General features: G+C 27.4%; 12 protein-coding genes. 11 read left to right on the forward strand and 1 reads right to left on the reverse strand.

Annotated elements, in window-relative coordinates:
* The first annotated feature begins 26 nt into the window (after positions 1-26).
* From ATCC9714_RS05485 to ATCC9714_RS05495, 3 genes are all read left to right on the forward strand, one after another.
* Positions 27-1,805, forward strand: coding sequence for a BglG family transcription antiterminator (locus ATCC9714_RS05485; RefSeq protein ID WP_057544688.1), 1,779 nt, complete (start codon positions 27-29; stop codon positions 1,803-1,805).
* Between the two features lie 110 nt (positions 1,806-1,915).
* Positions 1,916-2,833, forward strand: coding sequence for a 1-phosphofructokinase (gene pfkB, locus ATCC9714_RS05490; protein WP_057544689.1), 918 nt, complete (start codon positions 1,916-1,918; stop codon positions 2,831-2,833).
* A gap of 5 nt (positions 2,834-2,838) precedes the next feature.
* Positions 2,839-4,734 (forward strand): PTS fructose transporter subunit IIABC, encoded by a 1,896-nt coding sequence (locus ATCC9714_RS05495; RefSeq protein ID WP_057574291.1) that lies wholly within the window; start codon positions 2,839-2,841, stop codon positions 4,732-4,734.
* Between the two features lie 79 nt (positions 4,735-4,813).
* Here ATCC9714_RS05495 and ATCC9714_RS05500 read toward each other — a convergent pair whose 3' ends face one another.
* Complete coding sequence (locus ATCC9714_RS05500; RefSeq protein ID WP_021128451.1) at positions 4,814-5,380, reverse strand: hypothetical protein; 567 nt, start codon at positions 5,378-5,380, stop codon at positions 4,814-4,816.
* Positions 5,381-5,718: 338 nt separating this feature from the next.
* Between ATCC9714_RS05500 and ATCC9714_RS05505 the strand changes: the two genes are divergently transcribed.
* From ATCC9714_RS05505 to ATCC9714_RS05540, 8 genes are all read left to right on the forward strand, one after another.
* A complete protein-coding gene (locus tag ATCC9714_RS05505) occupies positions 5,719-8,337 on the forward strand; it encodes a cation-translocating P-type ATPase (RefSeq protein ID WP_057574290.1) in 2,619 nt (872 codons plus the stop codon).
* Positions 8,338-8,420: 83 nt separating this feature from the next.
* Positions 8,421-9,743: a hemolysin family protein gene (locus ATCC9714_RS05510; RefSeq protein ID WP_057574289.1), complete on the forward strand. Its 1,323-nt coding sequence runs from the start codon at positions 8,421-8,423 to the stop codon at positions 9,741-9,743.
* 130 nt (positions 9,744-9,873) lie between these two features.
* Positions 9,874-10,965, forward strand: coding sequence for a DUF871 domain-containing protein (locus ATCC9714_RS05515; RefSeq protein ID WP_021128448.1), 1,092 nt, complete (start codon positions 9,874-9,876; stop codon positions 10,963-10,965).
* Positions 10,966-11,024: 59 nt separating this feature from the next.
* On the forward strand, positions 11,025-11,171 hold the full coding sequence (locus ATCC9714_RS05520; RefSeq protein WP_021123764.1) for a hypothetical protein: 147 nt from the start codon (positions 11,025-11,027) through the stop codon (positions 11,169-11,171).
* A gap of 132 nt (positions 11,172-11,303) precedes the next feature.
* Entirely contained in the window at positions 11,304-12,077 is a 774-nt protein-coding gene (locus ATCC9714_RS05525; RefSeq protein WP_021128447.1) for an EFR1 family ferrodoxin, read from the forward strand.
* An 88-nt stretch (positions 12,078-12,165) separates the two neighbouring features.
* Complete coding sequence (locus tag ATCC9714_RS05530) at positions 12,166-13,665, forward strand: bifunctional ADP-dependent NAD(P)H-hydrate dehydratase/NAD(P)H-hydrate epimerase (protein ID WP_057574288.1); 1,500 nt, start codon at positions 12,166-12,168, stop codon at positions 13,663-13,665.
* Between the two features lie 119 nt (positions 13,666-13,784).
* Positions 13,785-14,477 (forward strand): polyphosphate polymerase domain-containing protein, encoded by a 693-nt coding sequence (locus ATCC9714_RS05535; RefSeq protein ID WP_054629250.1) that lies wholly within the window; start codon positions 13,785-13,787, stop codon positions 14,475-14,477.
* 16 nt (positions 14,478-14,493) lie between these two features.
* Complete coding sequence (locus tag ATCC9714_RS05540) at positions 14,494-15,162, forward strand: DUF4956 domain-containing protein (RefSeq protein WP_057545355.1); 669 nt, start codon at positions 14,494-14,496, stop codon at positions 15,160-15,162.
* Positions 15,163-15,166: the final 4 nt, after the last annotated feature.

Here is a 15,166-nt window from a genome sequence, read left to right on the forward strand (position 1 = left end):
AACAATTATGATAAGGGTTGATAATATTGGAGTATATTTTAAATAAAAGACAGTTAAAAATAATTGAAATACTAAAAAATAGTACCGAACCTATAAACAGCAAAGCACTAGCTACTGATATAGGTTGTTCTACAAAAACTATACAGGTAGAAGTTAAAAACATAAACTCTACTTTAGAAAAAGTAAAAATAGACTCAATAAGAGGAATGGGATATAAATTAGTTGGAGACATTAAATCAGTTGATAAGCTAGAAAACAATACAAATTACAATGATGTGGATAGGGTAAGTTATATATTAAAACAAATTTTAACTTTGTATAAAAATAAAACTCTAAAACTAGAAAATTTAGCTGATGATATGTATGTTAGTTTATCAACAATAAAAAATGACTTAAAAGAAGTTAAAGATATATTAAAAGATTATAATTTGAAAATAATATCAAAACATAAATTAGGAATTAGCTTAGATGGAGATATTGAGGATTTAAAAAGATGTATATTAGAATCAAATATTAAATATAAGGATTTAAGTCTAGAAGGCTTTTTTTCTGATTATGTAAAATTAAACATAGGAAATATAAGACTAGAAATTTTAAATAATCTTCAAGAAGAAAATATCATACTTACAGATTATGAATTTAATAATATATTCAATTACATATTAATATCTTTATCTATAGAAGAAAATAAAGATTATAAAAGTTATACAAAAGATTATATAACAAACTATCAAAACAAATTTATAAAAGAAAATAACAAAGAAAATAAAGAAAAAATACTTAACTCAATAGAAAAATTCACTAAAAATTTAAAACTTGCAACATCTATAGATTTAAGTAATGATAGAGTTTTTAAAGAATATTTATATAGACATATAAAAAGCTTTTGCATAAAAAAAGACTTTGGGGTAAACAATCAAAGTATAGTTGCAAATGAAATAAAACTAAAATATCCATTTGCTTTTGAGTTAGCAACTATTGCAAAAACTACTTTAGAAAAAGATTTAGACCTTGAAATTGACGAAAATGAAACTGCAAATATTGCTATACACATAGGTGGAGCTCTTCAACGGTCTCGTGAAAACATAAACGAAAAAAGCTTAAAAGCTATAATAGTATGTGCATCTGGAGTAGGAACTTCAATGCTTATAAAAGCAAAATTAGAAGCTAAGTTTGATAAAAAAATTGAAATATTAAAAGTTATACCATCTTATTTAATAGACTATGTAAAGGTTTTAGATGTAGATTTTATAATAGCTACAGTACCTGTTAATATTAAAGATATACCTGTAATAAATGTATCACCATTTTTAGATGATAAGGAAATAAAGATTATAGAGAAGTTTTTAGATACAGGAAAAATATATTATAATATAAATTTATCTGAAATCTTTAATAAAGAATTGTTTTTTACAGATTTAGATTTTGATAACAAATTTGATGTTATAAATTATATGTCAAACATTTTACTTCAAAAGAATTATATAGATGAGGAAATGAAAAACTCTTATATAGACAGAGAAAAAATAGCCACAACTGAAATTGGAAACATGGTAGCAATTCCTCATGGTGCTAAAGGTAAGGTTTTTAAAAATGCTGTTGCAATTGGAATACTTAAAAATCCTATACCTTGGGAAATTGGACAGGTAAGGTTAGTTGTTATGCTTTGTCTGCAAAAGGAAAGTATACTAAACTATGAAGACTTATTTTCTAATATATATAAGCGAATAGATTCAATAGCAAAAGTTATAAGCATTTGTGAGTCTAAAAAATACGATAAATTTATAGCTATGTTTAAAAACTAAAAACATAAAACGACAAATTTCTCTTTTAACTAAGAGAAATTTTTTGTCTTTTAGGAAAATGTATTCAAAGGTATTATAAATGTATAAGATAACACTAACGAGGTGATAACATGATTTACACAGTAACACTTAATCCATCAATAGATTATGTAATAAAACTTAATAATCTAAAAACTGGAGAAGTTAATAGAACTGACGAGGAATACGTATACCCAGGTGGTAAGGGTATAAACGTATCACTAGTATTAAAACAATTAGGATATAAAAGTAGAGCACTAGGTTTTGTAAGTGGATTTACTGGAGCATATATAAAAGATACTTTAATAAATAAAGGATTAGAAGAAGATTTTATAAATCTAGAAAATGGATTTACCAGAATAAATGTAAAAGTAAAAAGTAGTGAAGAAACAGAGATAAATGGACAAGGTCCAAATATAGATAAATTAGCTTTAAATAAGTTATATGAAAAGCTTGATAAGTTAGAGGAAAATGATATTTTGGTATTAGCAGGTAGCATACCAAAAACCCTAGATTCTTCTCTTTATGAAAATATAATGAAAAGGCTAGAAGGAAAAAATGTAAAAATAGTAGTAGATGCAACAAAAGATTTACTAATGAATGTGTTAAAGCACAAACCATTTTTAATAAAACCAAACAATCATGAATTAGAAGAATTGTTTAATGTTAAGCTTAAAACTACTGATGAGATAATAACCTATGCTAAAAAATTAAAAGAAATGGGTGCTAAAAATGTATTAGTATCTAGAGGAAAAGATGGGGCATTACTAATAACAGAAGACGAAAAAGTTTTAATAAGTAATGTAGCAAATGGAAAAGTTAAAAATTCAGTAGGTGCAGGAGACTCTATGGTAGCAGGTTTTATAGCAGGATACTTAAAATCAAACTCTTATGAAGAAGCTTTAAGACTAGGAGCAGCCAGTGGAGGAGCAACAGCATTTTCAAATGATTTAGCAACAAAAGAATATATATACGATTTAATAGATGAAATAAAAATAGAAGGGAGATAAAATATATGAAAATAGTAGACTTAATAGATAAAAAATCCATAAGCCTTGACTTAAAAGCAAAAGATAAAAGTGATGCTATAGATAAGTTAGTAGAACTAGTAAACAATAGTGGAAACTTAAATGATAAAAAAGAATACAAAGAAGCTATAATAGCTCGTGAAAATCAAAGTACGACAGGTATAGGAGAAGGAATAGCAATACCTCATGCTAAAACTAAAGCAGTTAAAAATGCATGTTTAGCTGCAGCAGTCTCTAAAAAAGGTGTTGATTATGAATCTTTTGATGGTAGTCTTTCACACTTATTCTTTATGATAGCAGCACCAGAAGGGGCTAATAATACTCACCTTGAAGTATTATCAAGGTTATCTACAATACTTATGGACGAAGAGTTTAGAGAAAAATTAATGAATGCTCAAAATGTAGATGAGTTTTTAAACTTAATAGACTATAAAGAAAAAGAGAAATTCCCAGAAGAAGAAAAGGAAGAGGTTGTAGATATTTCAAAAAGTTCTTCTTCAAAATATCCAACAGTATTAGCAGTTACAGCTTGCCCAACGGGAATAGCACATACTTTTATGGCGGCAGAAAGTTTAAACAAACAAGCGGATAAAATGGGTGTTAACATAAAGGTAGAAACAAATGGTTCATCAGGTGCTAAAAATGTTTTAACTAAAGAAGAAATAGAAAATGCAACGGCTATAATAGTTGCTGCTGATAAAAAAGTTGATATGGCTAGATTTAATGGAAAGAAAGTCATAATAACTAAGGTAGCAAATGGAATTCACAAAGCAGAAGAGTTGATAACTAAAGCACAAAATGGAGATGCTCCAATATATAACCATGAAGGAAACGCAGAAGCTTCAGAAGAAGTTGAAAATGAAACAGCATTTAGAAAAGTATATAAACACTTAATGAATGGTGTATCAAATATGTTACCATTTGTTGTAAGTGGAGGTATATTAATAGCACTAGCATTTTTACTAGATAACTATTCTATAAACCCAGCAAACTTTGGTTCAAATACACCAATAGCTGCTTTCTTTAAATCTATAGGAGATGTTGCTTTTGGATTTATGCTACCAGTACTTGCAGGATATATTGCATATAGTATAGCTGATAGACCTGCTTTAGTTGTAGGTTTTGTAGGTGGGGCTATGGCAAATGCAGGTGGTTCAGGATTTTTAGGAGCATTACTTGCAGGTTTCTTAGCAGGATATTTAGTAGTAGGACTTAAAAAAGTATTTAGTGTTTTACCAGATTCATTAGATGGTATAAAACCTGTTTTACTATATCCTTTATTTGGGACACTTTTAATGGGTATAATAATGACATTTATAGTAATACCTCCAGTTGCAGCACTTAACTTAGGAATAACTAATTTCTTAAATGGACTAGGAACAAGTTCTAAGTTAATACTTGGATTAGTACTAGGTGGTATGATGGCAATAGATATGGGTGGACCTATAAACAAGGCAGCTTATGTATTTGGAGTTGCATCACTTCAATCAGGACAATATGAGATAATGGCAGCAGTTATGGCAGGTGGTATGGTACCTCCTTTAGCTATAGCACTTGCTACAACTTTCTTTAAAAATAGATTTACAAAAGAAGAACAAGAATCAGGTAAAGTTAACTATGTAATGGGGTTATCATTTATAACTGAAGGTGCTATACCATTTGCAGCAGCAGATCCTCTAAAAGTTATACCAGCTTGTGTTGTAGGTTCTTCTATAGCAGGAGCACTTAGTATGATGTTTAATGTAACTTTAAGAGCACCACACGGAGGAATATTTGTTGTACCAGTTGTTGGTCATCCTCTAGCATACTTAGGAGCTATAGTTATAGGTTCTGTTGTAGGAATGATACTTTTAGCAGTTCTTAAAAAGCCAATAAATGAATAGTTAAAGTTTTAAATATAAATAATAAAAAGATACTACTTAAGGATTTAGAAAAGAATAATTACCTTAAGTAGTATCTTTTTTATTTTATACTATATTTTTTAAGATAATAAACAATCATAAGTATTGCTCCACCTGATGCATATATCATGTCTTTCATAGTGTCAGTTAGCCCTCCACCTTGAGTTTTCATATTTAAGTAAGTATCAAGTAAGTACTCAACTATTTCACAGACACCTGAAACTCCCAAGCTAAAGAAAAAAACAACTAAGAAAAATAGTATTTTATCCAGTAAGTTTCTTGGTGGGGATACAAATATATATCTAAGTATGTTTAGACAAATCTTAACCGTTATAAACCCTGATAAAAAGTGTAAAAAACTATCATAGGGTTTAAAAACATCATACATTCTATAACTAGAGCCTAGCAAAAAAGACAATATAATAAATAGATTACCAACTATATAAAGAGGTTTATCTACAACCTTAAAATTTCTAAAGTAAAACTTGCTTAAAATAAAAGCTATTAAAAAAGAAATAAAGCATATAAAAGCTTTACCTTTTTCATTTATAGATAAAAAATAAATAAAAGAAAAAATATATATAAGATAAACTATCCATTTAAATAAGTTTAAAGATTTAGTTTTCATAACAATACCTACCTTAAGATTTTTTATTATTATGTGTATTTAAAAAAAATATATTACTTTAAAGGGAGAGAAGTTCAAGTGTTAAAACTATGTTAAAAGCTTTTGAAAAGTGTTGCAAAAATGTAACAAACATATATAATATAAAGTATAAATAAATTAAGTACTCCTTGAAGGGGAGTAGCTTTCGTTAAAACGATAATCAATCGTCAATTTCGGATATTTCATATCCCGGTTGATTAGCAAGATAAAACCTTGTTAGCGAGACCTTCAAGCAAATTTTACTTTTAAAGTTTGCTTGGAGGTCTTTATTATTTAAATAAATTTTTCGGAGGTTAAGTATGTTTTATAAAAAAAGTATCGATGAAACATTAAATCACTTAAACACCAGTTTAGATGGTTTAACATCAGATCAAGCAAAAGACTTACTAGAAAAACATGGATACAATGAATTAAAGGAAAAGGCTAAAACTCCAACTTGGAAATTATTCTTAGAGACTTTTAAAGACCCATTAGTAATCATCTTGTTAATAGCAGCCTTAGTTCAAGTATTTTTAGGAGAAGGAACAGAAAGTTTAATAATATTTGCAGTTATAGCACTAAACTCTGTATTATCAGTAGTTCAAACTAAAAAAGCAGAAGGTTCACTTGCAAGCCTTAAAAAGCTATCAGTACCAAATGCAAAAGTTATAAGAGATGGAATAAAGATTACACTTCCTTCAAGGGATATTGTGCCAGGGGATATAGTAATTTTAGAAGCTGGAGATTATGTACCAGCTGACGGTAGAGTTATAGAATCACAAAATCTTAAAGTAGTAGAAGGAATGCTTACAGGAGAAGCAGAACCTGTTTTAAAACATGAAGAAATAATAAATGAAGATGTAGCATTAGGAGATCAAAAGAACTTAGTATTTAGTGGATCTATGGTAGTTTATGGTAGAGCAGTATATGTAGTAACAAAGACTGCTATGGACAGCGAAATGGGTAAAATAGCAGATTTACTAGAAAATGCAGAAAATAAACAAACGCCACTTCAAGTTAAACTAGATGAATTTAGTAAAAAATTAGGTATATGGATAGTACTACTTGCAGCACTAATCTTTGGTATAGAGGTTATGAGAGGTGGAGACTTAGTAAATTCATTTATGTTTGCAATAGCAATAGCAGTTGCAGCTATACCAGAAGCACTATCTTCTATAGTTACAATAGTTTTAGCAGTTGGGACAAACTCTATGGCTAAAAAACAAGCTATAATAAGAAAATTACCAGCAGTTGAAACATTAGGTTCAACAAGTGTTATATGTACAGATAAAACTGGAACATTAACTCAAAACAAGATGACAGTTGTAGATACTTATATATATAATCCGAAAAAAGCTTTAGTAGATAATGAATATGAAGAAGTTGCAGCATCAGAAGCAGTATCTCTTCAAGAAAGTTATTTAATACTTGGGTCTTCACTTTGTAATGACTCAGATTTAACTAACGAAGGTGTAGAAATAGGAGATCCTACAGAAGTAGCACTTATGCATTATGCTAACAAAAAAGGATTTGATTACAAAGAAATAAGAGAAATAAATAAAAGAGTAAGCGAATTACCATTTGATAGTGACAGAAAGTTAATGTCAACTGTTAACAAAATAGAAAATGAAGTAGTAATGTTTACTAAAGGAGCACCAGATGTAATCTTTAGTAGATGTAAATATGTATTAGTTGGTGATGAAGTAGTTAAAGCAACTGATGAAATAATAAATGAATACAAAAAAATGAACGAAGAATTTTCAAACAAAGCTTTAAGAGTTTTGGCATTTGCAACTAAAAAAGTAAGTGATGAAAGTTTTGTACCTTCAATTGAAGATGAAGATAATTTAACATTAATAGGACTTACTGCAATGATAGACCCTCCAAGAGATGAGGTATATGAAGCAGTAGAAAATGCAAGAAAATCTGGTATAAAAACTGTTATGATAACAGGAGACCATAAAACAACAGCAAAAGCAATTGCAATGGATATAGGAATATTTGAAGAAGGTGATATGGCACTTACTGGTAATGAATTAGATGCTTTAAGTGAAGAAGAATTAGATAAAAACTTAGAACATATATCAGTATATGCAAGAGTTTCACCAGAAAATAAAATAAGAATAGTAAAAGCATGGCAAAATAAAGGTAAAGTTTGTGCAATGACAGGTGATGGAGTTAATGATGCACCAGCTCTAAAACAAGCAGATATTGGTATAGGTATGGGAAGTGGAACAGAAGTTGCAAAAGATGCATCAGATATGGTATTAGTAGATGATAACTTTGCAACAATAGTTAAAGCAGTAGAAGTAGGTAGAACAGTTTATACAAATATTAAAAAATCAATAATGTATTTATTCTCAGGAAACTTAGGCGGAATAATTGCTATACTATTTGCAGTATTTGCAGGACTTCCAAATCCATTTACAACAATACAATTATTATTTATAAACTTAGTAACAGATTCGCTACCAGCAATAGCACTTGGTCTTGAAAAACCAGAAAAAGGTGTTATGAAAAATCCTCCAAGAGACAAAGCTGAAAGTATATTCTCAAAAGATGCTATAAGATTTGTTACAATTAGAGGATTTATAATAGGTATAGTTACAATAGCTGCTCAACTTATCGGTATGAAACATTCAGTAGAACTTGGAGTTTCAATGGCATTTGCAACACTTACATTATCTAGAATACTTCAGACATTTGCAGCAAGATCAAATTCAGAAACAGTATTTGAATTAGGATTTAAGAGCAACAAATACGTATTAGGTGCAGTAGTAGTATGTTTAGGAATGTTCTCATTAACATTACTACCATTTATGAGAGATGTATTTACAATGCCAAGTAGCTTTAATTTTACAAACTTAGCTATATCATTAGGTCTAGCAATAACTTCTACTTTATTAATGGAAGTTAGCAAAGTTATAAAGAAAAAATAATTAAAGATATTTAAATAAGGGTGTAGACAAAGTCTGCACTCTTTGAATATAATTATATAAAAATTAAGTTTTAGGAGGAAAATATGAATAATTTAGATTCAGACCCCGGAGGGATACTCACCCAGTTAATTTTAATAGCTATATTAACAGCTATAAATGCATTTTTTGCATCAGCAGAAATGGCCATAGTTTCGGTCAATAAATCGAAAGTGCAGGCTTTAAGTGAAGAAGGTAATGAAAAGGCAAAATTACTAGAAAAGCTTATTAAAGAGCCAAGTAACTTTTTATCAACTATACAAATAGGTATAACATTAGCTGGGTTTTTCTCGAGTGCATCTGCTGCTACTGGGTTATCGACTTATGTATCAGATATATTAAAGCCTTTAAATATCTTATATAGTAATGAAATATCAATGATAGGTATAACTTTAATACTTTCTTATTTTACTTTAGTATTTGGTGAGTTAGTACCAAAGAGAATAGCACTTAAAAAATCAGAAAGTATAGCATTATTTTCAGTAAAACCAATATATCTTTTATCTAAAATAGCAAAACCATTTATAAAGATACTTTCATTTTCAACAGGAATTATATTAAAGCTAACAGGAAATAATTCTATTGATGTAGAAGAAACTATATCAGAAGAAGAAATAAAAGCTTTAATATATAGATCAACAGAAGATGGATTGATAGAAGATGATGAGAAAGATATGCTATATAAAGTATTTGAGTTTAACGATAGGCTATCAAAAGAAATTATGACTTCAAGAAGTGATACTTTCTTAATAAATATTGATGATGATTTTAAGTCTATTTTATCTGAAATCTTAGAGTATAATTTTTCAAGAGTACCAGTTTATAAAGAAAATACAGACAATATAATAGGAATACTTTATACAAAAGACTTATTAGCAGAAGCTAGTAAAGTAGGTTTTGACAATATAAAAATAGAAAAAATACTTCATAAACCTTGCTTTGTTCCAGAGGTAAAGCCAGTAAATGAATTATTTAAACTTTTAAAAGAAACTAAAGTACATCTAGCTGTATTATTTGATGAATATGGAGGCTTTTCAGGAATAGTCACTATGGAAGATTTAATAGAAGAAATAATGGGTGACATAGAAGATGAGTACGATAAAGGTGAGGATATAAGTCAGATAAGTGAAGATACCTTTATGGTAAAAGGGTATTTAAGTGTAAATGACTTTAATGATAGATTTGACCTAGATATAGAAGAAGGGGATTACGATACTTTAAATGGATACTTAACTGAGTCCCTTGGTAAAATCCCTGAGGAAAATGAAATAGTAGAACTTGAAAAAGTCAAGTTTACGGCAATTAAGGTTAAAAACAGAAGAGTTGAGGAAATTCAAGTAAATTTATTAAAAATAGAAGATAAAATATAAAAAATGGAGTAATGCTAAGTTATTTAGCATTACTTTTTTTATTAAAAAAGTATTATGTATACAATTTTATTGTTTTTAACAATATGGGTATATAAATAATTAAGCATTTTAGAAAAAGGAGTGATTAATTGTGGGAAGATTAGGAATATCAATATACGTAGATAAATCTAATGAAGAAGAACTAAAAGATTATATTGATAGAGCTGAGAAAAATGGCTTTAGCCGTATATTTTCATGTCTACTATCAGTAGATGATGACAGAGAAAATATTTTAAATAAATTTAAAGCTATAAATGAATATGCTCATTCTAAGGGATTTGAAATAATATTAGATGTTAATCCAAAAGTATTTGATGAACTTGGGATAAGTTATGATGATTTAACATTTTTCAAAGAATCTGGTAGTTACGGGATAAGGTTGGATATGGGATTTACAGGACTTGAAGAATCATTAATGACTTTTAACCCACATAATTTAAAAATTGAAATAAATATGAGTGACTATACTAAATATATAGATACTATAATGGATTATCAGCCTAAAAAAGAAAATATAATAGGATGTCATAATTTTTATCCAAATAAAAATAGTGGATTAACATTAGAACATTTTATTAAATGTAGTGATAAATTTAAAAAATATGGATTAAAAACAGCATCATTTGTTACAAGTCAAAATGAAAATACATTTGGACCATGGCCTGTTACAGAAGGATTACCAACGCTTGAAGTACATAGAAGCTTACCTTTAGATGTACAAGTAAAGCATTTAATAGCATTAGGTAATATAGATGATATAATAATTTCTAATTGTTATCCAACTGATGAAGAATTAGAAAAAGTAGGTTCTATGAGAAAAGATGTAGTTACTTTTGATATTGAGTTAATAGAAAACTTACCTTATATAGAAAAAGATATTGTATTAAAAGAACTTCACTTTAATAGAGGAGATGTATCTAGCAATATGATAAGATCTACTCAATCAAGATCTAAATATAAAGATTATGAATTTGAGATATTTAATACTCCTCAAGTTATAAAAAGAGGTGACGTTTTAATTGAAAGCGATAAAGGTAAAAATTATGTAGGAGAATTACAGGTAGCACTTTGCGATATAAAAAATAATGGGAAAGCAAATGTTGTAGGTCATATAAGAGAAGATGAAATTTTTATACTTGATTTTATAAAACCATGGCAAAAATTTACTTTTAGATCTATTTAGTATAATAAAAATTATAAAAGTTCATATAATGTATAAATAAATTTTTTTGGAGGTCAATTATGTATGAGTTTATAATAAGTATAATGACAACACTTATACTAACCTCAACACCAATGTTTATAAAGTATATAATGAACAATTTGATAAATATAATCAAGTATTATACTTGTTTAATAAAACTAACTAAATTATCTTTAGAAATATAGTTAAAAATAGTGCTTATGAAAATTTTCATAAGCACTATTTTTAACATAGAAACAAAAAAATAATATATTTTAGACTTAAGTGATATAATTTTATTAATAAAATTTAAATAAACAAAAAGGGGAAATTAAAATATGTTAAATGGAGCTATTATATTTTTTTCTGGAACAGGAAATACAAAATATATTGCAAAGCTTTTTAAGGAAAAGTTTAAACTTGAAAATATAAATACAGATCTTATAGACATACAAAAGGAAGATAAGTTAAATAAAACCTATGATTTTTATGTTTTTGGAGGACCAATTCATGCAGAAATGATACCAAAGATATTAGTTGATTGGATAAACAAAAACATAGAAAATGAAAATAAAAAATGTATAATTTATCATACTTTAGCAGGTGATAGACATAGTGAAAGTAGAATATATTTAGCCAAGATTTTAAATAAAAAAGGTTTAGATGTAGTTATAAATACTTCTATCCAAATGCCTAATAATTATTATCACAAGTTCTTTAAAAGAGATAGTGATGAAGAAATTGAAAGAGTATTATCACTAGCTCCAAGTAAGGTAGATAAAATTGTAAAAGATTTTTTAAATGAAAATAGAAGTGATATTAACTATAAAAAGTCAACTTTTGCAACAAAAATGGTTTATGATGTTTTTCTAGTTTATGCTAAAAAATATGCAAAGAGAAATTTTTCTTTAGATAAAAATAAATGTATAGATTGTAAAATTTGTGAACATGAGTGTCCTACTAAAAATATATATATAGAAAATAAAAATATAGAGTTTTATAATAAGTGTATAGGCTGTGAAAAATGTATACATAGATGTCCAACAAATGCTATTTTATTTAATAAAAAACCATTTGTTCCTTATAAAATAGAACAGTACTTAAAGAAATAAAATCAAATATCTATATTAAAGTCAAAGTGAAAAATGATATTGATTTTAATATAGATATTTTTTTGACAATAAAAAGGAGGAGATACAAATGAGAATAGGGGTTTCAAGTACAACTAAATATGTTGATAACTATTGTAGTGAAACTTTAAAAATACCGCTTATAGTAATGATGGAAAATGCTGCATTAAAAGCATACAAACATATAAATAAAAAAGAGTTTAAAAATTATACGATAGTATGTGGAGTAGGTAATAATGGAGGAGATGGACTTGCTATAGCAAGACATCTTATAGCACAAGGTAAAAATGTCGAAGTATTTTTAGTAGGGAAAATAGAAAAATTAAGTGAATGCTCAAAGATAAATTATCAAATTTTAAAAAATATGCAAATTGATATTAATACTATTGAAGATATGAATGATACCAAAGATTTGAATAAACTTAAAATGGGTATAAACAAAAGTGACTTACTAGTTGATGCAATTTTTGGAACAGGCTTAAAAAGAGAAGTAATTGGAGTTTTTAAAGAGTGTATAAATATTATAAATGAATATAAAAACATATATTCAATAGATGTACCGTCAGGTATTAATTGTGATAATGGAGAAGTTTTAGGTATTTGTGTAAAAGCAAATAAAACTATATGCTTTGAATTTTATAAAAGAGGATTTTTTAACTATGAAGTAAAAAAATACTTAGGAGAAGTAGTAGTTGAAAATATAGGGATACCAAAAGATGTTTTAAATAAATTTGATACAAAAGAGTATATAACAAATAATGAATATATTAAAAATAGTATGCTTAAAAAAGATACATATAGTTTTAAAAGTGATTATGGAAAAGTTTTAATAATAGCTGGAAGTGATGGATTTTACGGTGCAAGTTATATAGCTACACAAGCAGCAGTAAAAAGCGGAAGTGGCTTAGTAACATTAGTAAGTGATAAAGAGGTTTTAGAAAAAGCAAGTATTAGGCTAACAGAAGCTATGACTTGTAGTTTTGAAGATGAAAGATTAGAAAAATTATTAAACTCTTGTAATGCAATCGGATTTGGTTGTGGTATGGGAAATAATGAAAGTACATTTGAAAAATTAAAATATATAATCAAAAAATCTAAATGCCCCATAGTAATAGATGCAGATGGAATTAATGTTCTTGAAAATAGATATGAAGAAGTATTCAAACTGAAAAAAGATATAATAATAACGCCACATTTAGGAGAAATGTCTAGACTAACAGGATTAGATGTAGAATATATAAGAAAAAATAGAATAGATGTAGCTAAAGAATTTGCAAAAAAACATAATATAATAGTTCTTTTAAAAGGTTATGAAACAGTTATAACAAATGGAGTTTTAACGTACATAAATCCAACAGGCAACCATAAAATGGCAAATGGAGGTATGGGAGATACTCTTACAGGAATTATAACTTCATTTATTGGTCAAGGCATGAAAACTATAGATTCTGCTATTTGTGCAGCTTATATACATGGATTTATAGGTGATGAATTATCAGATAAACTATATACTGTAAATGCAACAGATATAATAAATAGTTTACAAAGTTGCATAGAAAAGTTTATATAATTAAGAGGAAAAGATATATTTTTGATTTAGCAAAATATATCTTTTTTATTATTTAGACAAAAAATAAAAAAGTTGAAAATGTGATAAAATAAAAATGTTAGTGGAGGTGAAATTAGTAAGTGATAGTAAATAGAAGGGAATTGAAATACCCTATAGGGGAAATGGATTATTACAAAGTAAATGATTTATTTAAACGAGTTTTAAATCCAGACCCAAATAATAAAGAATATGGGTATAGGATAAGAAGTCTGTATTTTGACAGTTTAAATGATGATGATTATTATGCAAAAATTAATGGCGAGGAAGTAAGAAAAAAAATAAGACTAAGAATTTATGACACAAAAACCGATAAGGTAAAGCTTGAAATCAAGCGGAAAATAAATATAAGCCAAAGAAAAGAAACTGTAACAATAACAAGAGAAGACGCAATAAAACTTATAAATATGGATTACAGTGTACTTCTTAAATACAATAATGATATAGCAAATAGCGCTTATAATATTATGACAATGGGACAATACAGGCCGGCAGTTTTAGTTGACTATAATAGAATTGCATACATACACACAGAAAACAATATCAGAGTTACTCTAGATAGTGATATAAGATCTAATGAGTTTGACTTTAATATGTTTAGTGAAGATGTATCCATGACTCCTATTGTAGATTATTATAATGCAGTTTTAGAAGTAAAATTTGATGGGGAGTTATTTTGTTGGATATCCCAAGCTTTAGCAGACTTAGATACAACTAATAGGTCTTTAAGTAAGTATTGTAGTTCAAGAAGACTTTTTGAAAATTATTTATTATAAAGGGAGAAGTAATAAAATGAAAGAAACATTATATAAATATTTAACATCACAAAGTGGAACAATAACAACTTTTGATGCACTAGAAACAATGTTTATAGCTCTTATACTGTCTATGGTAGTATTTTGGACGTATAAAATAACTTTTAGTGGGGTTATGTATAATAGAAAGTTTAATGTATCTTTAGTTATGATAACTTTAGTTACAACTATGGTTATGATTGTAATTGGTAGTGATATAGCTCTATCTTTAGGTATGGTAGGGGCACTATCTATAGTTCGTTTTAGAACAGCAATAAAAGATCCAAGAGATACTGGTTATATATTTTGGTGTATAGCTATAGGCCTTAGCGTAGGAAGTTCTAATTACATGATAGCAATTATTGGTTCACTATTTTTATTTACAGTTTTATCTTTATTTAGCTTTAGTGGTTTTGGAAAAGAAGATAGATATATACTTATAATAAGAGGTCTTAGAGAAAAAGAAGAAGAGATAATGAGATGTGTCTTTAACTCTTTTAAAGGAAGTCAGCTAAGAGCTAAAAACTCAGTTAAAGATAACATAGAAATAATTTATCAAATTAAAATTAAGAATAATCAAGATAAGAACATATTAGATGATTTATATAAAATTGAAGGTGTAAATACAGTAAACATAGTTGCTCAAAATGGAGAAACCATAGGTTAGGGGA

The organism is Paraclostridium sordellii (genome assembly GCF_000953675.1).
In the GTDB taxonomy this organism is placed as follows: Bacteria; Bacillota; Clostridia; order Peptostreptococcales; family Peptostreptococcaceae; genus Paraclostridium; species Paraclostridium sordellii.